General features: G+C 74.6%; 15 protein-coding genes. 6 read left to right on the top strand and 9 right to left on the bottom strand.

Going from position 1 to position 20,557, the window contains the following annotated elements; translation table 11 throughout:
• Position 1: 1 nt before the first annotated feature.
• Positions 2–436 (bottom strand): roadblock/LC7 domain-containing protein, encoded by a 435-nt coding sequence (locus ACZ619_RS31565; protein WP_469606158.1) that lies wholly within the window; start codon positions 434–436, stop codon positions 2–4.
• Complete coding sequence (locus ACZ619_RS31570; RefSeq protein WP_469606160.1) at positions 433–3,261, bottom strand: sensor histidine kinase; 2,829 nt, start codon at positions 3,259–3,261, stop codon at positions 433–435. The genes ACZ619_RS31565 and ACZ619_RS31570 overlap by 4 nt, the downstream gene beginning before the upstream one ends.
• Positions 3,262–3,695: 434 nt before the next feature.
• Here ACZ619_RS31570 and ACZ619_RS31575 point away from each other — a divergent pair, with 434 nt between their 5' ends.
• On the top strand, positions 3,696–4,181 hold the full coding sequence (locus ACZ619_RS31575) for a hypothetical protein (RefSeq protein ID WP_469606163.1): 486 nt from the start codon (positions 3,696–3,698) through the stop codon (positions 4,179–4,181).
• Here ACZ619_RS31575 and ACZ619_RS31580 read toward each other — a convergent pair.
• From ACZ619_RS31580 to ACZ619_RS31595, 4 genes are all read right to left on the bottom strand, one after another.
• Complete coding sequence (locus ACZ619_RS31580; protein ID WP_469606164.1) at positions 4,162–8,757, bottom strand: hypothetical protein; 4,596 nt, start codon at positions 8,755–8,757, stop codon at positions 4,162–4,164. The genes ACZ619_RS31575 and ACZ619_RS31580 overlap by 20 nt on opposite strands.
• Before the next feature lie 46 nt (positions 8,758–8,803).
• Positions 8,804–9,676 (bottom strand): hypothetical protein, encoded by an 873-nt coding sequence (locus ACZ619_RS31585; protein ID WP_469606167.1) that lies wholly within the window; start codon positions 9,674–9,676, stop codon positions 8,804–8,806.
• A gap of 166 nt (positions 9,677–9,842) precedes the next feature.
• On the bottom strand, positions 9,843–11,369 hold the full coding sequence (locus tag ACZ619_RS31590; RefSeq protein WP_469606169.1) for a hypothetical protein: 1,527 nt from the start codon (positions 11,367–11,369) through the stop codon (positions 9,843–9,845).
• Positions 11,370–11,442: 73 nt separating this feature from the next.
• Entirely contained in the window at positions 11,443–12,138 is a 696-nt protein-coding gene (locus tag ACZ619_RS31595; protein WP_469606171.1) for a GntR family transcriptional regulator, read from the bottom strand.
• Between the two features lie 187 nt (positions 12,139–12,325).
• Between ACZ619_RS31595 and ACZ619_RS31600 the strand changes: the two genes are divergently transcribed.
• The 5 genes from ACZ619_RS31600 to ACZ619_RS31620 are packed head-to-tail and all read left to right on the top strand — an operon-like array spanning position 12,326 to position 16,885.
• Complete coding sequence (locus ACZ619_RS31600) at positions 12,326–13,642, top strand: MFS transporter (RefSeq protein WP_469606174.1); 1,317 nt, start codon at positions 12,326–12,328, stop codon at positions 13,640–13,642.
• Positions 13,639–14,487: a putative hydro-lyase gene (locus ACZ619_RS31605; protein ID WP_469606176.1), complete on the top strand. Its 849-nt coding sequence runs from the start codon at positions 13,639–13,641 to the stop codon at positions 14,485–14,487. Before ACZ619_RS31600 ends, ACZ619_RS31605 begins: the two co-directional genes overlap by 4 nt.
• Positions 14,488–14,502: 15 nt before the next feature.
• Positions 14,503–15,261, top strand: coding sequence for a LamB/YcsF family protein (locus ACZ619_RS31610; RefSeq protein WP_469606179.1), 759 nt, complete (start codon positions 14,503–14,505; stop codon positions 15,259–15,261).
• A gap of 32 nt (positions 15,262–15,293) precedes the next feature.
• Entirely contained in the window at positions 15,294–16,019 is a 726-nt protein-coding gene (locus ACZ619_RS31615) for a 5-oxoprolinase subunit B family protein (RefSeq protein ID WP_469606399.1), read from the top strand.
• Complete coding sequence (locus ACZ619_RS31620; RefSeq protein ID WP_469606182.1) at positions 16,016–16,885, top strand: 5-oxoprolinase subunit C family protein; 870 nt, start codon at positions 16,016–16,018, stop codon at positions 16,883–16,885. The genes ACZ619_RS31615 and ACZ619_RS31620 overlap by 4 nt, the downstream gene beginning before the upstream one ends.
• A 259-nt stretch (positions 16,886–17,144) precedes the next feature.
• On the opposite strand, the gene ACZ619_RS31625 is transcribed toward ACZ619_RS31620, so the two are convergent.
• Genes ACZ619_RS31625 through ACZ619_RS31635 form a run of 3 tightly spaced genes read right to left on the bottom strand, consistent with a single transcriptional unit; the run spans position 17,145 to position 20,334 of the window.
• Positions 17,145–17,996 (bottom strand): SGNH/GDSL hydrolase family protein, encoded by an 852-nt coding sequence (locus tag ACZ619_RS31625; protein ID WP_469606185.1) that lies wholly within the window; start codon positions 17,994–17,996, stop codon positions 17,145–17,147.
• Entirely contained in the window at positions 17,993–19,207 is a 1,215-nt protein-coding gene (locus tag ACZ619_RS31630; RefSeq protein WP_469606187.1) for a glycosyltransferase, read from the bottom strand. Before ACZ619_RS31630 ends, ACZ619_RS31625 begins: the two co-directional genes overlap by 4 nt.
• Complete coding sequence (locus tag ACZ619_RS31635; protein WP_469606189.1) at positions 19,204–20,334, bottom strand: glycosyltransferase family 4 protein; 1,131 nt, start codon at positions 20,332–20,334, stop codon at positions 19,204–19,206. The genes ACZ619_RS31630 and ACZ619_RS31635 overlap by 4 nt, the downstream gene beginning before the upstream one ends.
• Positions 20,335–20,557: the final 223 nt, after the last annotated feature.

The following is a 20,557-nucleotide window of genomic DNA, read 5'->3' on the forward strand; positions in this document are numbered from 1 at the left end:
ACTACCCGCCCGCGGACAGATCGGTGCGCGGAGCGGACCCCAGATGTACGCCGACCCGCTTGACCAGGAGGGTCATCTCGTACGCGACCTGGCCGACGTCGGAGTCGGCGTCGGAGAGGACGGCGAGGCAGCTGCCGTCACCGGCGGCCGTGACGAACAGGAAGGCGTCGTCGAGTTCGACGACGGTCTGCCGGACGCTGCCCGCCTCGAAGTGCCGGCCCACGCCCTTGGCCAGGCTGTGGAAGCCGGAGGCCACGGCCGCCAGGTGCTCGCCGTCCTCCCTGGTGAGGTCCTTGGAGACACCGGTGGCCAGGCCGTCGCCGGAGAGGACGACGGCCTTGCGGATGCTGGCGACCCGGTCCACGAGGTCGTCCAGGAGCCAGTTCAGCTCGCCCTTGATGGTCGCCGTGCGGTCGGTCGCCTTCGGATCGGTCATCGGCCGTCCCCCTTAGTCGTTCCTTGTGCTGTGCCGTTCCGGGACCCGTCGCCCGCGGCGTTCTCCTCACGGCCGCGCTGCCAGCCGCGCTGGAGCGAGGCCATACGGCTGCGGACCTCGTCGGCGTCGCGCTCGACGGGCTCCGTCGGGTGCGCGGCACGTCGTGCGGTGTCCTGTCGCAGCTGTGGGGCCAGATTGGCCTGCCGTACCCGCTTGGGCAGCGGCCGGGTGCCGGGCTCGGCCTCCGGTGCTATGCCGCCCAGGGACGGGACGGAGTCTTGGGTGCCGCCGCCGGAGGGGTTCTCGGAGCGGCGGGTGCGCCGCGGCAGGGCGGCGGGCCCGGCGGGTTCGCCGGAGCCGCCCGTCCGGGGCGTCGTGCGGACCTCGGCTCGGTCGGCCGGACCGATGGTCCGCTGCGCGGACGGTTCGGTGCGACGGCGCGAGGGCAGCGGGGCGAGTCCGCCCGGTTCGGGGCGGGCCGGGCCGGCCGGGTCCCGGTCGTCGGGCTCGGGGCGGCGCGAGCGCTGCTCGGTGACGGGCTTGCCGTGCGAGCTGACCAGCTTGGGCGTCCGCCGTCTGGGCAGCGCGGCGGGGCCGCCGGGACGGTCGTCGACGTGGCCGTCGGACGGCGCGGGGGTCTGCTGCTGCGGCTCGCTCGTGCCGGAGGCGGTGTCGTCGGCGCGGGCGAGGGAGCGGCGGTGGCGGAACAGGCCGCCGCGCTCGCTGTCCTCGTCGGCGAGGGCGCCGGGGAAGCCGTCCAGCGCGTCCAGACCGACGGGCGCCTCCAGTTCGACCGCTCCGCCGAGCAGCGCGGCAGACGGCCCGGACCGCTGCGCCGCCACCGGGGAGAGGGCGCCGGCCCGGCCCTCCTCGGGCCGGCCCTTCGCGGGGCGGTCCCGGTCGAGGCGGAAGCCGAGGCCGTTGGTGTCCGGGACGTCGTCGGTCAGCAGTACGTCGGGGATGAAGACGACGGCGGTGGTGCCGCCGTAGGGCGACGGCTGGAGCGAGACGCGGACGTTCTGGCGCTGGGCGAGGCGGCTGACCACGAACAGGCCCAGCCGGTCGGTGTCGGAGAGTTCGAACTCGGGCGTCTCGGCGAGCCGCAGGTTGGCGTCCAGCAGCGCTTCGGCTGCCATGCCCAGGCCCCGGTCGTGGATCTCCAGGGTGAATCCGTTGGCGACGCGATCGCCGAGGACCTGGACGGCGGTGTGCGGGGGCGAGAACACCGTGGCGTTCTCCAGGAGTTCGGCCACGAGGTGGGTGAGGTCGGCGACGGCGGGGCCGGTGACGGCGACTCGGGGCAGCCGGCGGACCTCGATGCGCTCGTAGTCCTCGACCTCGGCCACGGCGGCCCGTACCACGTCCATCAGCTGGACGGGCCGGCGCCACTGCCGCGAGGGGGCGGCGCCGGAGAGGATCACCAGGCCCTCGGCGTGCCGGCGCATGCGGGTGGTGAGGTGGTCGAGGCGGAACAGGTCGGCGAGTTCGTCGGTGTCCTCGGTCCGGCGTTCCATGGTGTCGAGCAGGGTGAGCTGCTTGTGCAGCAGGACCTGGCTGCGGCGGGCGAGGTTGACGAAGACCTCGGAGACGCCGGCGCGCAGTTCGGCCTGCTTCACGGCGGCCTCGACGGCGGCGCGCTGGAGGGTGTTGAGGGCGTGGCCGACCTCGCCCATCTCGTTCTTGTCGTACTCCAGGAGCGGGACCTCGGTCTCCACGTCGACCTGTTCGCCCGCGGACAGCCGGCGCATCACGCTCGGCAGCCGGACGTCGGAGGCCTCGTGCGCCTCCTGGCGCAGCAGCCGCAGGTCGCGGATGAGGGAGCGGCCCACCCGGACCGACAGGACGAGCGAGACCAGTACGGCGGCCAGGCCGAGGACGCCGACGACGGCGGCCTGGGCGATCACGGTGATCGCCACGGGCCGGATGCGGTCCTGATAGCGGTCGCCGACCTGGTCGTCGAGGGTGCGCAGGCCGTCGAGGACGTGCGCGGCGGCCGTGTCCCAGCTCTTCGCGGTGACGTCGTCGGGCACTCCGGAGCCGGCGGCGACGACGGACTTCTCGGCGGCCCGCAGCGGTGCGGTGTCGGCGTTCTGCCAGAAGCGGTCGAAGCGGTCGCGTTCGGCGGACGGCAGCAGCGGGAGGCTGATGTCGTACAGCAGGGTGCGCTGGGCGGCGAGGTCGGAGATCTGGCGGGTCTCCGTGCGGGAGATCTCGCCGACCACCAGGGCGGAGCCCAGCAGGGCGTCCTCGCGGGCGAGGTACTCCCGGGCGCGGGTGATGTTGACGAGGGCGCGGGCCTGCTTGTCCATCTCCACGTCGTCGACGCCGTCGAGGACGGCCAGCAGCGCGTAGCAGGGGTCGACGACGTCGTTGTAGAGGCCGAGGGCCTGGGCGCGGTCCACGGTGCCGTCCTCGACGCTGCGGCGCAGGGAGCCGATGCCGCCGAGGGCGTCGAGTTCGGCGGTGAGACGCTCGCTGTCGTCGTCGTCCATGCCGTTGCGTACGTGGTCTTGCCCGGCGTTCTTCCGCAGTCCGGCCACGATCTCGTCGGTGGCGGCGCGGGTGCGGTTCAGCGCGGTGAGCGCGTCGGCGGCCCGCGGGTCGGCGAGGTAGACCAGGGTCTGCCGGCGTTCCTGCTGGAGCGCGCGGACCACGTCCTCGGTGGGGTAGCCGATGTCCTCGACGACGGAGGACACGTGGAACAGCGCGGTCACCTCGCGTCCGGTGAGCACGGTCGCGAAGCCCCAGACGGCCGTCAGGGACACCAGCGGCACAAGAAGGAGCGCCACGATCTTCCGGCGGATGGACTTCCCGCGAAAGCGCATGGCCTCCCCCAGCTTGTCCCCCGACGATCGGGGGTACACATGTGCGTCAACAAACGGCGCGAGCCTACTACCGTCACATGGATAACTCGAAGACGCGTCCGGAGGATGAACTTCCGTGCCGGTGTCGACACATGACGGACGGGCAGGGAGAGTTGTCCGGGCATTGCGGGAGATTGCCACCGCGATCGCACCGTCTTTGCGCGAGTGGGGCGGGAACGGCACGAAGGATCAGTTGGCCGAAATTTTTCGCCGGTCGGGAATCTTCGGGCGACTTCGTTCGTCCTTATGCTTGGGCATTGGGTGCGGAATCGGCCACAGGAGCCGCAAGCCGCATCCTGGCGGCGTAAAACAGCGCAAGCCGGGCAGCCACTGGGGAGCCGGGGTCATGGGACTCCGGTGCGAGGGGTCTGCCGGCGGTGGGGAGTGACACGTTGATGGGGACGGCTCAGCGGCGCCTGGCGCACGACGACGGCGCGGCGACGCGCCCGGCGGTGCGGCAGGAGCCGATGCGCACACAACAGCAGGCGCGGTACCGGCCGTTGTGGGTCGAGGAACCGGCCAAGCGGTACCGGATGCCGGACCCGGTGCGTACGTCGGTGGTGCGGGCGGTGATCATCATCGCCGTCACGCTGATCCAGGCCATGGTGGCCTTCCTGTGCACGCTCGCGGACTCCTGGCTGGCGTTCCCCATGGTGATCAGCAGCGTGGTGAGCACCGTGGTGGCGACCTGGAGCACGGTCGACGTCCTGGTGACCCGCCAGGTGTGGAACCAGCGCAACGGCGTGGTCTCGCAGCCCAGCAGCACGGCCCGCGCGCTCCGTCGCGAACGGCGTGCGGCCCGGCGGCTGGAGCGGGCCGCCGAGCGTGAGCAGGAGCGGATACGGCGCTCCTCGGGTGCCGTCAGGCCGAGGGCTTCCTGAACATCCGGGTGGCGGTGATCTCGCTGTGCACGGCCTCCTCGGCCTGCGGCTGCTGCGGCAGCCCGGGCCGGAGGTGCTCCTCCACGCTGATGTACTTGAGACCGGCCCGTAGGTCGGCGTCGTTGCGCAAGCGAATGACCAGGGGGAACTCCGCCAGGGCGGTCGTGTCGAACAGCCCGGTCGTGTAGAGCAGTTGCACGCCCAGCGCGTCCGACACGGCCCGCTGGAGTTCCAGCAGGTAGGTCGCGTTGGCGCGCCCGATGGGGTTGTCGAGGAACAGCGTCCCGGCGTGCCGGTGCTTGTCCCGTCCGCGGTCGTTGCTGCGCAGCGCGGCCATGGTGCAGTAGAGCGCGATGGCGGCCGTGAGCAGCTGGCCGCCGGAGAACACGTCGCCCATCTGCCCCACCGGTACCCGCTCCGCGCGCAGCACCGCGTCGGGCTTGAGGATCTCGACGGCGATCCCCTTCGGCTGGAGGGCCGCCCCGACTCCCCTCAGCAGCAGGGACATTCCGTCCCGTCGCAGGTCGGAGTTCTTCTTGACGGCCGCCCGGGTCGCTTCGTCGACGACCTCGCCGAGCCGCTCGGTGAGCGTGGCCTGGTCGGGTTCCTCGAAGCGGATGCGGAGGAACTCCTGGCCCGACCACTCCCCGAGTCCCTCGGGCAGCCGGGACAGCCGCTGGGCGGAGCGCAGGGTGGCGAGCGCGGACTCGACCAGGCCCCGCAGCCGGTCCACGATCGAGTCCCGGTTCCGCTCCAGCTGGGCCAGCTCGTCGGTCAGCACCCGCAGGCGGGGGGCGAAGGCGTCGGCCCACTTCTGGGCGTGCTCGGGCAGGGCGGAGGCCGGCAGCTCACGGATCTGCTGCCGCGCGGGGGTCCGTACCGCCTCGTACCGCGTGGAGTTGGCGTGCCGCACGAGGATGTCGCTCGCCTCGCGCACGGCGGACTCGGCGGCGGAGAGGTCGCCGGCGCAGCCGCGCAGCGACCGGCGGGCCTCGGCGGCGGACTGCCGGGCCTCCTCCGGGCTGCCGGGATAGGGCTCGGGCTCCTCCTGGTCCTCCTCGGAGGTGTGTTCGCGCAGCAGGTCGCGGAGCATGGCGGCGATCTCGTCGAAGCCGCTCGCCGCGTCCTCGGCCGCGCGGTGCGCGTCCAGCAGTTCGGTGTGGGCCTCGCGGGCCTGGGCCAGTGCCTCGGTGCGGGAGGCGAGTTCGGCGGTGGCGGTGCGCAGGAGGGCCTGCGCGTGCTCGGCGTCGCGCGGCTGGAGTTCCTCGGGCAGTTCGGTGTGGGCCTCGCGGTCCTCGGGGGCGTGCCGTTCGGCCTCGCCGCGCAGCCGTCCGAGCTGCTCGCTCGCGGTGGACATGCGGGTCTCCAGGAGCTGCACCAGCTCCTCCGCGCGGGCGGCGGCGGCCTGCCGGGAGGGGCCGTCCGAGCCGTCGGGTGACTGGAGCAGCTGCTCGGCGCGGGTGCGGACCTTGTTGCTGAGCCGGTCCAGCTCCGCGAGCGCGGCGCTCTCGTCGCTCTCCGAACGGGCCTGTTCGGCACGGAGGTCGGCGCCGACCCCGACCTTCTCGTAGACCTGGGAGGCGGCCCGGTAGGCCTCGCGCAGGGCGGGCAGCGAGGACCTGGGGGCGTCCTCGTCCGCCTCGGGCACGTCGTCGGGGGCGCCGGCGATCTCGGAGCGCTCGGCGCGCAGCGCGCGGGCGGTGCGGCGGGCGTCGTCGGCGGCGCGCTGGGCGCCGCGCCGGTCCTCGTCGGCGGCGCGGGCCCGCTCCAGGCAGGACTGTGCGCGGGCCTCCGACTCGGTCGCGTCGTCGGCGAGTTCGCGCAGCTTCACCTGCCATCCGGCCCGCTCGCGCAGCCGGAACGCGAGCCCGGCCAGGGCGTCGGCGGCGCGCCGGGCCTTCTGCGCGGCCTCCTGCCGTTCGTCGCGCGCCTGCGCGGCCTCGGCGGCGGCCTCCTCGGCCTCGGCCCGCAGGGTCCGGGCCTCGGCCAGCTCGGCCTCGGCCTCCTCGGCGAAGGCGCGTGCGTCCCCGGCGGCCCGTGCCAGTTCCACGAGCCGGCCGGCGGGGCAGCCGGTGCGCCAGGAGGCGAGCCGCGCGGCCAGTTCGCGGTCCTTGCCGAGCCGGGCGGCGAGGGTCCGGATCTCCTCGTCGCGCTCGGTGGCCCGCGCGCGCAGGGTCTGCCGTTCCTCGTCGGCGGCGTGTTCGTCGTGCATGGCCGGGTTCGGCGGCACGAGGAACACGTCGCCCGGGGTGTCGTCGGCCGGTGGGGTGGGAGCCAGCAGGGCGGCGGCCGTGCCGACGGCGACGGCGGAGCGCGGCAGCAGCGCGGCCTCGCCCAGCACCTCGCGGGCCCGTGCGTGGGTGTCGGGGTCGGTGATGACGACGCCGTCGACGAGTTCGGGGCGGGCGGCGAGCACGCGCGCGTGGTCGGCGGGGTCGACGGCCTGCGCGAGGTAGCGCCAGCCGGGCAGCGCGGGGATGCCGTGCTCGCCGAGGTACTCGACCGTGGCCAGCACGTCGGGGCCGGGCGGCAGCAGTCCGCCGTCGCCCAGGGCGCCCAGGATCCGGGAGTCGTCGGCGGCGGCCGTACGCAGTTCGAACAGGTGGCGCTCGGCGGAGCCGACGGCGTCGTCGAGGAGTTCGCGCAGTTCGTCGGCGAACCGGTCGAGTTCCTCGGCGGTGAGACCGCCGTCGCTCTCCTCGCCCCGGGGCCGCGGAATGGCCGGGCGGGAGCCGGTGAGGCCCAGCAGTTCGGTGAGCCGCTCCTCCGCCGCGAGGGCCTCGGCGAGCCGCTTCTCGGCGTCGTGGGTGCGCTCGGCGGCCGTCGCCGCGTCGGCCGCGCGGGCGGCCGTGAGTTCGGCGCGGGATTCGGCGGAGGCCACCTCGCGCGCGTGCTCGGCCGTCTTGCGGGAGGCCTCGCGGGCGGTGTCCCAGGCGGCCACGGCGGTCTTCTCGGCGTCGCTGGCCGCGAGGGCGGCCCGGGCCGGGTCGGCGTCCGGCGCGCTGTCGTCGAGCCAGCCCGCGCGGACGGCCTCGGCGGTCTCCTGCTCGACCTCGGTGAGGCGCTGGCGCAGGTGCCCGGCCTCGCTGCGGGCGCGCTGTGCCTCGGTGGCGGCGGAGGTGGAGTCCCGGTACGCGGCGTCGCTGACCTCCTGGAGCGCGGCGGACCGCTCCTCCTCCTCGTTGGCGAGGTGCTCGGCGCTCTCGGCGGCCGCGTGCAGGGCGCGTACGAGGTCGACGGCGGCCCTGGCCCGGGCGGCGAGGGCGGGGGCCGCGTCCCGCTCGGCCTCCTGGATGACGGCGGCCACGCGCGCGACGCGGTCGGCGGCGGCGCGGTGGCGCAGCACGGACTCGGCGGCCTGCCAGGCGGAGTGCAGGGTGCGGGCGTCGGCCAGTTCGCGTTTCTGCGCGGCGGCGGACTTCTCGCCGACGGCCAGTGCCAGCGAGGCGTGCCGGTAGGCGAGTTCGCTGGCGATCAGGGCGCTGCGCTCGCGGGCGCCCTCGGAGTGGGTGACGGCGTAGGCGGCGGCCGTGACGCGCTGCGCGAGGTCGGCGGCGCGCACCCGTTCCCGCACGCCCCGCGCGGACAACCGGCGCGCCAGCGTGCGGGTGCGGCGCTCGGCGCCCGCGTGGACGTCCCGCGCGCGGGACCGGCTCTCGGCGGCGTCGACGATGCGCCCGAGCAGGTCCACCGACCCGGCGGTGAAGTCCCGCTCGGCGATCAGTTCGGCGCGCCGGCCCAGCTTGTTGCCGAACCCGCCGACCAGGTCGGCGAGCCCGTCGGTGTCCCGGGTGTCGGTGACGGCGCGCAGCAGCAGGTCGGTGAAGTCGGAGTCCTTCTTGACCGCGAAGAGGCCGGCGGCCTCGCCCTCGTCGGCGTTCATCTCGCGCTGGTAGCGGAAGAGCTCGGGGTCCAGGCCGAGTTCTCCGAGGTGCTCGATCCAGCGGTCGTGGATCTCCTCCCAGTGCACCTCCAGATGCGGGTAGAACTTGCCCGCCTCGGTGATGGCGTCCCGGAAGCCCTTCATGGTGCGCCGCCGCCCCTGCGCGCCGGAGGCGCCCTCCACGGGCGGCCGTACGGCGGTGGCCTCGGCGACCGGCAGGCTGTCCAGGGAGAGCCCCGGGCCGGGCCGGAACGAGTACCAGGCCTCGGCGAACTTCCGCGGGTCGCTGGAGACCTGCCGCCCCCGCCACTCGCTGACCTTGCCGACGACCACGCACTCGCCGGTGAGGGTGTGCTGCCACTCCAGGGCGACGTGCCCGCAGTCGTCGGCCAGCAGGAACTTGCGCAGCACGCCGGAGCTGGCGCCGCCCAGGGTGTTGCGGTGTCCCGGCAGCATCACCGAGAAGATCAGCTTGAGCAGGACCGACTTGCCGCCGCCGTTCTCCAGGAAGAGCACGCCCGCGGGCGCGGGCCGGCGGGGCGGGCCGACCGGTTCCTCCTCGAAGAACTCCGCCTGGGTGGGCGCGGGGTCGGGCACGGGCTCGCCGACACCCCGCAGGTCCAGCACGGTGTCGGCGTAGCGCGCACCGGCCGGCCCGATGGAGTAGAGGCGGATCCGGGACAGCTCGTACATGGCGGACTCTCGTAAGTCTGGGGAAGAAGAGGGTGGTTCTGGCGGCTCAGGAGTGGAACGGCAGCCCGGCGTCGGCGACCAGGTCCAGGTCCTCGGTGTCGTCGGCGGGCATCAGGCTGGCGGTGCCGTCGGTGACCGGGACGACGCCGAGTTCCAGCAGTTCGGCCATGGCGGCGCTGCCGGCCGTGTCGCGTACCTGGAGCTGGTAGCGGGCGGTCGTGCGGTAGGTGCCGCCCTGCTCGTCCCCCGTGCGCTGGAGGAACCCTGAGTCGGTCAGGAAGGCGACCGCCTTGCCGATGATGCCGGTGGTGGAACCGGCCAGCCGGCGGGCGTCCTTGGTGGCGCCGGTCGCGCTGCGTCTGGCCCAGATCCGCCAGGCGGCCTCCAGGCCGGGCGCGTCGGTGGCCGGGTCGGTGTTCTCCCCCAGCTCCTCGGCCCGCTCCTCCAGGCGGCGGCAGGCCTGCCGTACGAAGGCGTCGACGCCGTTGACCGTGATGCGCCCGATGTACCCGTCGTCGGCCAGGTCCTCGGGACGCGGGAACGCCAGTGCGGCGACGGCGAGATGGGCGAGCCCGTGCAGGAAGCGGTCGCTGCCGTCCGCCGACGTACGACGCGCGTAGTCGCCCATGCGAACGGCGAACACCGAGTCCTCGGCGGCGGTGACGGCCATGCCCGCGCGGGGCGACACCTCCAGCACCACCAGTCCGAGCCCGGCGGCCACGGCGTCGGCGAGCCGCGCGAACGCCGGGTCCTCCCGGTAACGCCGCAGCAGCTCGGTGTACTCCTGATCACGCGCGGGCTGCAGCTTGGGCTGCAGTCCGAAGGCGACGAGCCGCGCGGCATCGGCGGCGTCCGCGGGCGTGACGGCGGCCTGCGCCGCCACCCCGGCGGGCGCCTCGGCCTCGGCGTACTCGCTCACGACGACAACTCCTCGAACTCAGGAACAGGGATGTGCTGGCGCGCCCTGCGGGGGACGCGGGACCGTGGTGCGTCCGCGGCTGCCGCCGCGTGGACGCGGCCGGCCGGGGCGGACGCGCACCGGGCACCGGGCACACGGCGTGCGGACGCGCACCGGGCACACGGCATCACGCGGCCTCGGTCCGGTCCGCGGCCATCCCCGCCGCGTCGAGCAGAGCGGTCCCCACGATCAGATCCGCCCCGCCGAACTCGGGATCGTCCAGCTCGATCCCGTCGTCCACGGCGAACAGCAGCTTCTCCTCGCCCTGGCGGTACGCCGTGCCGACGGCCGGGCTGGCCGCGTGCACCGCCAGCAGGGCGACGAGATAGGGCAGGTCGGGATCGGACCGCCGGGCCTGGGCCAGCAGTCCGGACAGGCGCCGCGGCGCGTCGGCCGGAAGGTCCAGCAGTTCCTTCGCCGCCGCCAGCTGCTCCTCGCTGAACCGGCTGTCGTCGGGCGTGGCGATGAGGTCCGGCTCCGGCATCTCCGCGCCCAGGTGCTCCCGCTCCACGGGGGGCGTCAGCAGGATGTCGACGAGGTCGTTCAGGCGCACGGACACCGGCGTCCGCAGCCCGGTGCCGTGGGCGAAGAACGCGCTCGTGACCCGGCTCGCCTCGGCGAGCGGCAGGGGCAGCACCGGTGCGAAGAGGTGTCCGTACAGGTCCGTCCCCGACGTGGTCATCGGCGTGGCGAACGCCTGCCGGTCCTGTTCCGCGCGGAACAGCGGTCCGGCCTCCAGCAGTCGCGACTGCAACTGGGTGTGCCGTCGGATGCAGTCCTTGACGATGTCGACGAGCTCGGCGGCGCGCCGCTTGTTCTCGGCGTCCTCGGTCTCGTCGCGGGCCTTGCGGATGTTGGTGAGGATCGCGTTCTCGTGCCGGTAGCGGTCGGCGACGTGGTCCAGCGCCTCGGCGATCATGTCGGGCACGGCGTTGAGCCAGTCGACCGCGCGGACGTTGCGCCGGGTGGCGTCCAGGGCGCGGCGCAGGCTCTCCGAGTACTGCACGGTGCGGTAGCGGGCCTGCTCGGCGGCGAGCTGGGCGTCGGCGAGCCGACCGCGGTTGATCAGCACCTCCAGCTTCACCTCGGCGGCGATCTGGGCGCTGGTGACGTCCGTGTCGAGGGCGCCCACCAGGACGTTGACGGCCTCGTCGGTGGTGCGCAGGTACACCGTGCCGCCGGGGCCCGGGACCTCTTCGAGCAGCTTGAAGTCGTAGTCGCGGCGGACGTAGGAGCCGTCGGACGCGAAAGTGCCGTACACCGCGCGGAAGCCGCGGTCGACGCTGCCGACGTTGATCAGGTTCTCCAGGACCCAGCGGGCCACGCGCTCGTGCTCGGCGACGGGACGGTGCGGGGTCTGCGCGGAGATGCGCGGGATCAGCCGGGCGACGATCTGCTCGTGGTCGGCGCCGGTGTCGAAGTCCATGTTCAGCGTGACCAGGTCGATGGCGGAGAGGGCCACCTCCGCCATGCCGTAGACCGAGTACTCGCCGGCCAGGTTCGCCTTGCGCGCGTCGAGGTCGTGCAGCGGCGCGGTGCACGCGAGCGCGCGCAGCCGCCGCGCCAGCCCCTCGTCGGCGGCCGGGCCCGGTGCCGGGCGCGGCCCCGCGCCGAGCTGGGGCGGAACGCTGTCCGTCGATGCAGGCGAAGTCACGGTGCACAGACTAGGTCCTAGGTCTGACATCGGCCCAAACGGCGCGGATGGCTCCGGCGGCGGGCGGCGCCCCTCAGGGCGCGCCGTCCACGCGGCGCCGGTAGACCTCGACCACCCTCTCCAGGGAGTCCGTGAGATAGGTCTCCAGCAGGCGTTCGGCCGTCCGTCCGTCGCCGTTCTCGAGGGTCCGCAGGATCTCCCGGTTGCGGGCCAGGTACGGCTCGTGGAGGGCGTGCGGGTCGTCGACGACGTGGAACGCGAGGCGGAGTTCGGCGAAGACACTGCGCATCAGTTCGTCGGTGCGCTCGCTGCCGGCCAGGGCGACGAGTTCCCGGTGGAAGTGGATATTGGCCGTACCCACCACTTTCCAGTCATTCGCGGCGGCGGCCCGCTGCCCTTCGGCGACCGCCGCGGACAGCGCGTGGAGGGCGTACGGCGGCTCGCCGAGGCCGCGTACGACGGCGCACTCGACGAGGGTCCGGGTGCGGTAGATGTCCTCGACGTCCTCCACGGTCAGGACCCGGACGAAGACGCCCCGGTTGAGCTCGTGGACGAGCAGGCGCTCGTGGGTGAGCAGCCGGAACGCCTCACGCAGGGTGTTGCGGGAGACCCCGAGCGCGCCGCCGATGCCGTCCTCCGACAGGCGGGTGCCTGGCGGGAAGTAACCGTCGGCGATACGGCTCCTGAGGATGTCGGAGACCCGTTCGGCGGTGCTGGTGCGCCCGAGGAGCGCGCGGTCGTCGGCCAGTCCCGTCAGCTGCTCTGCCATGCCCGGAATTCAACCGCAGACGCAAGGACGAAACAACGTGGGTATTGAAGGATCGTTGAACGATCCTCTACGGTGCTCAGCACGCTCCCTCGGCACGCCTCCTCGGGAGCGGCCTCAGGAACAGCCTCAGGAACGGCACCGCACTGCTCAGTCCCGCACCCTCCGTCCCCTCATCTGTGAGGTGCACATGAGCACGACTCCTCCACCGCAGGCCCGGTCCGACACCCGCCCCGACACGGGCGAACACCCCGCCGAGGACGGCGCGTTCGGCTGGCTGCGCGCCCTCGGTCCGCGCGGCAGGCGCGCGTTCGCCGGAGCTTTCGGCGGCTATGCCCTGGATTCGTACGACTACTTCACCCTGCCGCTGAGCATGGTCGCGCTGGCGGCCTACTTCGGTCTGGACAGCGGCCAGACGGGCCTGTTCACCACCGTCACCCTGGTGGTCTCGGCGATCGGCGGCGCCGTGGCGGGCGTGGTCGCGGACCGGGTCGGCCGGGTCCGCGCCCTGATGATCACGGTGAGCACCTACGCGGTCTTCACCGTGGCGTGCGGCTTCGCGCCGAACTACGAGACGCTGCTGCTGTTCCGCGCCCTCCAGGGCCTCGGTTTCGGCGGTGAGTGGGCGGTCGGCGCGATCCTGGTCGCCGAGTACGCGAGCGCCCGGCACCGGGGCCGCACGCTCGGTGCGGTCCAGAGCTCCTGGGCCGTGGGCTGGGCGCTCGCGGCGGTCGTCTACACGCTGGTCTTCTCGTTCGTCGGCGCCGACCTGGCCTGGCGGGTGATGTTCTGGACCGGCGCGCTGCCCGCGCTGCTCGTGGTGTGGCTGCGGCGCCGGGTGCACGACGCCCCGCAGGCGGTCGCGGCGCGTGAACGGAGCCCGCGGCGCGGCTCGTTCGCCGAGATCTTCCGGCCGGGCTCGGCCGACGCGCCCGGTCTGCTGCGGATCACGCTCTTCGCCGGCCTGCTGTCCACCGGTGTGCAGGGCGGCTACTACACGCTGGCGACCTGGATCCCGACGTACCTGAAGACCGAGCGCGGTCTGTCGGTCGTCGGCACCGGCGGCTATCTGACCTTCCTGATCTCCGGCGCCTTCCTCGGCTACCTGACCGGCGGCCACCTCACCGACCGGCTGGGACGGCGCCGCAACATCTGGCTGTTCGCCCTGCTGTCGGCGGTCTGCGTGCTGGCGTACGCGAACATCCCGAACGGCGCCGACACGCTGCTCCTGGTGCTCGGTTTCCCGCTCGGGTTCTGCATGTCGGCGATCTTCAGCGGCTTCGGTTCGTACCTGAGCGAGCTGTACCCGACGGCGGTGCGCGGCACCGGGCAGGGCTTCACCTACAACACGGGCCGCGCGGTGGGCGCCGTCTTCCCGACCCTGGTCGGCTTCCTGGCCGACAGCTGGGGCGTGGGCGGCGCGCTGGTCTTCGGCGCGGCCGGATACGCGCTGGCCGCGGTGGCGCTGCTCGGGCTGCCGGAGACGCGCGGGAAGGAACTGGCGTGAACCGTACGGAGGACTGCGCCCTCACCGCCGTCGCGGACGACCGTCCCGTCGCCCTCGTCGAGAAGCACGCGCACGCGTGGAGCCCGAAAACCGCCCGGGACCGCTTCCGGCACGGCCTCACGGGCGCCACGGCCGGGGTCGCGGCCGGTCACACCCAGGCCAACCTGATCTCGGTGCCCGCCGACTGGGCGTACGACATGCTGCTGTTCTGCCAGCGCAACCCCAAGCCCTGTCCGGTGCTCGACGTCACCGACGCCGGCGCCACCGGCACCGTCCTCGCGGACGGCGCGGACCTGCGCACCGACCTGCCGCGCTACCGGGTCTGGCGGGACGGGGAGCTGGCCGACGAGCCGACGGACGTGCGCGCCTACTGGCGGGACGACCTGGTGTCGTTCCTGCTCGGGTGCAGCTTCACGTTCGAGTGGGCGCTGGCCGCGGCGGGCGTGCCGATCCGCCATGTCGAACAGGGCCGGAACGTGCCGATGTTCGTGACCGGACGGCAGTGCCGTCCGGCGGGGCGGCTGCGCGGGCCGATGGTGGTCTCGATGCGCCCGGTGCCGCCGCGGCACCTGTCGGCGGCGATCCGGGAGAGCAGCCTGCTCCCGGCGGTGCACGGCGGCCCCGTACACTGCGGCGATCCCGCGGCGCTCGGCATCGGCGACCTCGGCCGGCCCGACTACGGCGACCCCGTCGACCTCGGTCCGGACGACATCCCGGTGTTCTGGGCGTGCGGGGTGACCCCGCAGGCGGCGGTGACGGCCTCGCGGCCGCCGTTCGCCATCACCCACGCGCCGGGCCAGATGTTCATCAGCGACGCCCGCGACGAGCAGTTCCGCGTGGCCTGAGACGAGAGACAGCAGATGACCTCGATCGACCTGAACGCCGACCTCGGCGAGGGCTTCGGCCGCTGGCGGCTCACCGACGACGAGCAGCTGCTGTCCGTCGTCACGAGCGCCAACGTGGCCTGCGGCTTCCACGCCGGGGACGCGGCCACCATGCGGCGGGTGTGCGAGCTGGCGGCCGAGCGCGGGGTGACGATCGGCGCCCAGGTGTCCTACCGGGACCTGGCCGGGTTCGGGCGGCGCGCGATGGACGTGCCGCCCGCCGAGCTGGCGGCCGAGGTGGCCTACCAGATCGGCGCCCTGGAGGTCTTCGCACGCGCGGCCGGCGCGCGCGTGGCGTACGTGAAACCGCACGGCGCGCTCTACAACCGGGTCGTGCACGACGAGGAGCAGGCCGCCGCGGTGGTCGACGGCGTGCTCCTCGCGGACGCCTCGCTGCCGGTCCTGGGGCTGCCCGGTTCCCGGGTGCTGGAGCTGGCGGCCGAGTCGGGGCTGCCGGCCGTCCCGGAGGCGTTCGCGGACCGCGCCTACACGGACGAGGGCACACTCGTCCCGCGCGGGCGCGAGGGCGCGGTGGTGAGCGACCCGGAGGCGGTCGTGGAGCGCTCTGTGGAACTGGCGCGCTCCGGCGCGGTCACCGCGCACTCCGGCGCGCGCATCGCCGTGCGCGCCCGCTCACTCTGTCTGCACGGCGACACCCCGGGCGCCGTGGAGCTGGCCCGCAGGGTGCGTGCGCGGCTCGTGGCGGCGGGCGTGACCGTGGCGGCCTTCGCGTGAGCGGTCACCTGCCGGACGGAACCACCATGCCTATGACAACCCACCTGGTCGGTGACGACGCCCTGCTCGTCGAGGTGGGCTCCGGCGCCGAGGCGCAGGCCCTGCACGCCGAGTTGCTGCGGCGCCGCGCGGAGGGTTCGCTGACGGTCCGCGACATCGTGCCGGCCGCCCGCACGGTCCTCCTCGACGGCCTGGACGACCCGGCGCGCGAGGCAGCCGAACTGGCCGCCGCCCGGATCCCGGCCACTCCCCCGCGCGCGCGTGCCGCGATCGAGCTGCCGGTGCGCTACGACGGACCCGACCTCGCCGAGGTCGCCGCGCACTGGGGGGTGTCGGAGCGGGAGGTCGCCCGTGTCCACGCGGGGACCGAGTTCACCGTCGCCTTCTGCGGCTTCGCGCCGGGCTTCGGCTACCTGACCGGTCTCCCCGCGCGGTACGACGTGCCGCGCCGGGCCACCCCGCGCACGGCCGTGCCCGTGGGCGCGGTGGCACTGGCCGGTCCGTACACCGGGGTGTACCCGCGCTCCTCGCCGGGCGGCTGGCAGCTGATCGGGACGACGGAGGCGGTGCTGTGGGACCACGCGCGCGTACCGGCCGCACTGCTCACACCGGGGACGCGCGTACGGTTCGTGCCGACGGAACCGGTGCGACCGACGGAGCCAGTGCGACCGACGGGACCGGTAGGGCCGACGAAAGCGGTGGGACCGGTGGGGCCGACGGGACCGGTGGCGCCGGTCGGGCCGGTGGGGGGCGTATGACGGACCGGGCGCTCGTCGTCGTACGGGCCGGGGCGCTGACCACGGTGCAGGACCGGGGGCGGCCCGGTCACGCGCATCTCGGGGTGCCCCGCTCCGGGGCGCTGGACGGACCCGCCGCGGCGCTCGTCAACCGGCTGGTGGGCAACCCGCCCGACGCGGCGGTCCTGGAGACGACGCTGAACGGCTGTGCCGTACGGCCGCGTTCGACGGTGGTCGTCGCGGTCGGGGGCGCGCCGTGTCCGGTCACGGTCGGCGGGCGTCCGGCCGCGTGGGGGGCGCCCGTCGTGGTGCCGGCCGGGGAACTGCTCGACGTGGGGGCGGCGCTGTCAGGCGTACGGAGCTATGTCGCCGTCCGCGGCGGTGTCGCCGTCGAGCCGGTGCTGGGCAGCCGGGCCACGGATCTCCTCTCCGGGCTCGGTCCCGCTCCGCTGGCGGACGGCGCGGTGCTGCCGCTGGGCGCTCCGGCGGGGCCGCCCGCGCGCGTGGACGTCGTACCGCAGCCCGCTCCGCCTGCCGAACTGGTGCTGCGGGTGACGCCCGGCCCGCGCGCCGACTGGTTCACCCCACAGGCGGTGCGGACGCTCACCTCGCGCGCGTACCGCGTGTCGTCGGCGAGCAACCGCATCGGGCTGCGTACGGAGGGGCCCGCACTGGAGCGGGTCCGTGCCGGTGAACTGCCCAGCGAGGGCATGGTCCTCGGCGCCGTCCAGGTGCCCCCGGACGGGCGCCCGGTGGTGTTCCTGGCGGACCATCCGACCACCGGCGGCTATCCGGTGATCGCCGTGGTCCGCGCGGCCGACCTCCCGGCGGCGGCCCAGGCGGTCCCGGGCACCCCGCTCCGCTTCGTGGCCGTACGCCGACGCTGACCCACGAGCGCCGACCCGCGGGCCCTGACCCATGAGCACCGGCCCGCGGGCCCTGACCCACGAGCGCTGAACCGCCGACGCGGAACCTCCGCCGGCAAACCGCAGGCACCGAATCCCGGACACCGAACCCCAGGCGCCACGCTCCCGCAGCCACCGTCCGTAAACGCCACCGTCCGCCGCCGTCCGCACCGTTCACAGCCACCGCCGTCCGCAGATGGCGCGCCCCCTGGGCGCCGCCCGCAGACGCGCCGTCGTCGGCTCAGGCCGCGTCCGCGGGGCGTTCGGGTGGCTGGAGGGCGGCCAGCGCGGCGGAGACGGCGGCGGACGCGCTCAGGTCCAGGCGGGCGCTGGTGCCCTTGCGGCGGTGCCGCATCTCGTCGACGGCCAGGCTCAGCAGTTGCGGCAGGAGGTCGCGGCAGCGCCTGATCACCCACGCGGTGCCGGCCGTGGCCAGCCAGAACAGGCTCGCCTTCCTGGTCGGCGGCGGGAACTCGGGGTCGGGCGACGGCGCCCTGCCCGTCGCCTTGCCCAGCGGGGCGAGCAGGGCGTGGAAGCGGACGGCGAGCTGCCGGTGGCCGCGCTCGCCGGGGTGCAGCCGGTCCGCGCTCCACATCGCGCGGTCGGTGAGCCAGGCGCCCTCCGCCGCGTGCAGGTGGACGGCCCCGTACCGCTCGGACAGGGCGTGCACCACCATGTTGACCGCCCGCTGCCGGCGGGCCAGCGGGCGGGCCAGGGCGCCGGGGAGGCCGAGCATCGAGCCCGGGTCGGGCAGGCAGGCCGTGAGCAGGGTGGCGCCCGAGGCGGTGAAGGCCGCGTAGACCCTGTCGAGCCGTTCGGCCACCGCGTGGATGTCGAAGGTGCAGCGCAGGGTGTCGTTGACGCCTATGACGACGGCGACGATGTCGGGGCGCAGCGCCAGCGCGGCCGGAGTCTGGCGTTCCAGCACGTCCCGGGTCTGCGCCCCGCTGACCGCGAGGTTGGTGAAGTCCACCTCCCGCGCGGCGAGTCCGCCGGCCAGCAGCGCGGCCCAGCCGCGCCACCCCTCGCCGGCGGGATCGCCCACGCCCTCGGTCAGCGAGTCCCCGAGCGCCACGAACCGGACGGCTCTCATGCCACGCCCTCCGGCACGACACGACGGATCGGTGCCGTCGCTCCGCCCTCGTCGCGACGACACGGCAGCGGCGCGTCGTGCGCGGCGAGGAAGGCCTCCACGGCCGTCCCCCAGCCGAAGCACTCCGCACGCGCGCGTGCCGCCGCCCGGCGCTCGGCGCCCGGCCGCTCCAGGAGCGTCTCCACGGCGTCGGCGAACGCCTCCCCGCGGTCGGCCGCGGTGGCTCCCGCGGACCCGATGACCTCGGGCAGCGCGGAGGAGGCGCTGGCGACCACGGGCGTCCCGCAGGCCATGGCCTCCAGGGCGGCGAGCCCGAAGGTCTCGGCGGGCCCGGGCGCCAGGGCGACGTCGGCGGACGCCTGGAGCGCGCCCAGGGTGTCCCGGTCGGAGACGTGACCCAGGAAGGTCACCGGCAGCCGGCGTTCCCGCGCGCGTTGTTCCAGCCGCGCCCGCAGCGGCCCGTCACCGGCGACGACGAGGATCACGCGCCGTCCGCGCCGCACCATCGCCTCCACGGCGTCGAGGGCGGTGCCGGGCCGCTTCTCGACGGACAGCCGCGAGCACATGACGAGCAGCGTCTCGTCCGCGCGCGCGTGGCGTGCCCGCAGGCCGAGGTCGCGCAGGGCGGGGTGGCGGCCCGTCAGGTCGACGCCCAGGGGGGCGCGTACGACGTTGCGCGCGCCGATGCGGATGAACTCGCGCTCGGCGAACTCGGTGGTGCACACCACGCGCGCGTAGGTGTGCGCGGTGCGGATGTTGAGGGCGTCGGCGGTGCGCCGGGAGAGGTTCTCGGACATGCCCCAGGTGCGCAGGACGCCGTCGGCGGTCTCGTGGGAGACCATCACGGCGGGGACCCGGGCGCGCCGGGCCCAGCGGCCGGTCCAGCGCAGGGTGGTGCGGTCGGAGACCTCCAGGCGGTCCGGGGCGAGGTCCTCCAGGAGGGTCTGGACCCGGCGTCTGTCGGTGAGGACGCGGTAGCCGCCGGTGCCGGGCAGCAGCGGGCCGGGCAGGGTGACGACCCGGCCCTGCTCCTCGCACCGGTCCGAGAAGCGCTCGCCCGGCACGATCAGCACCGCCTCGTGTCCGGCCGCCACGAAGCCCTTGCCGAGTTCGCGCAGGGCGGTGCGCAGACCGCCGGAGGACGGGGCGACGAAGTTGGCCAGCCGGACGATGCGCAGCGGCGCGGGCGGGGCGGACGCGGGGGTGTTCATGCCGCCATCACCGGCCGGCGTGCCGCGAGCACGTCCTCGTAGTGGCCGATCAGCTGGTCGCCGACCGCGGCCCAGGTGCGGCCCTCGACGGTGGCCCGCGCGGTGGCGCCGAACCGGGCCCGCAGACCGGCGTCGGCGACGAGGGAGGCGACGGCCTCCCGGACCGCGCCGGCGTCGCGCGGCGGGACCAGGAAGCCGGTGCGGCCGTGGTCGACCAGGTCGATCGGGCCGCCGGCGGCGGGCGCGACGACCGGGACGCCGCTGGCCATGGCCTCCTGGACGGTCTGGCAGAACGTCTCGAAGGGGCCGGTGTGGGCGAAGACGTCGAACGAGGCGAAGACGCGGGCGAGGTCGTGGCCGGTGCGGCGGCCGAGGAAGACCGCGCCGGGCAGGGCCTCGGTGAGGTGGGCCTGGCTGGGCCCGTCCCCCACGATCACGACCTTGACGCCCTCCAGCCCGCAGGCTCCGGCGAGGAGTTCGACCTGCTTCTCGGGGGCGAGGCGGCCGACGTAGCCGACGATGACCTCGCCGTTCGGGGCGAGTTCGCGGCGCAGGGCCTCGTCGCGGAACCCGGGGCAAAAGCGGACGGTGTCCACGCCGCGCTGCCACAGCTGGATCCGGGGCACCCCGTGCGCCTCCAGGTCGCCGATCGAGGCGGTGGACGGGGCGAGGGTGCGGTCGGCGGCGCCGTGCACGGACCGGATCCGCCGCCAGGCGGCCGCCTCCCCGGCGCCCACGTAGGTGCGGGCGTATCCGGCCAGGTCGGTCTGGTAGACGGCGACGGCCGGGATGCCGAGCCGGGCGGCGGCTGCCATGCCGCGGACGCCGAGGATGAAGGGGCTGGCCAGGTGGACCACGTCGGGACGGTGGTCGATCAGCGCGGCGGCGAGTTTGCGGCTGGGGAGAGCCACGCGGACCTGGGGATAGCCCGGGAGCGGGAGGGAGGGGACGTGGACGACAGGGCAGGGCGCGGCGGCCGCGGCGAGCCTGTTTCCGGGGGCGGGGGCGGGAGCGACGACCAGGGGAGCGTGACCGCGGTCGACGAGGTGTCGGGCGGTCTGGAGCGCGCAGTGGGCCACGCCGTTCACATCGGGGGGAAAGGATTCGGTCACGATGACGACACGCATACCGGTGTTGTCGCCGCGCCGGACGTGGCCGCGTCAAAGTGGATCTTTCCGAAGGTTAAACGTCCCATGAGCGTTGGCCCGCGCACCCGAGCGGGCCAGACGCCGTCCATGCCCGGCCGCCCCGCCGGTCACCGGCCGTTCACCTGACGGGCGGTCTTCCGCTCACGCAACGTGCGGGGGATCCCCCGTGGTTCCCGTGTCCCTGACGGTGGTGCCGTGTGCG

It is taken from the genome of Streptomyces sp. NPDC104367, from assembly GCF_055583825.1.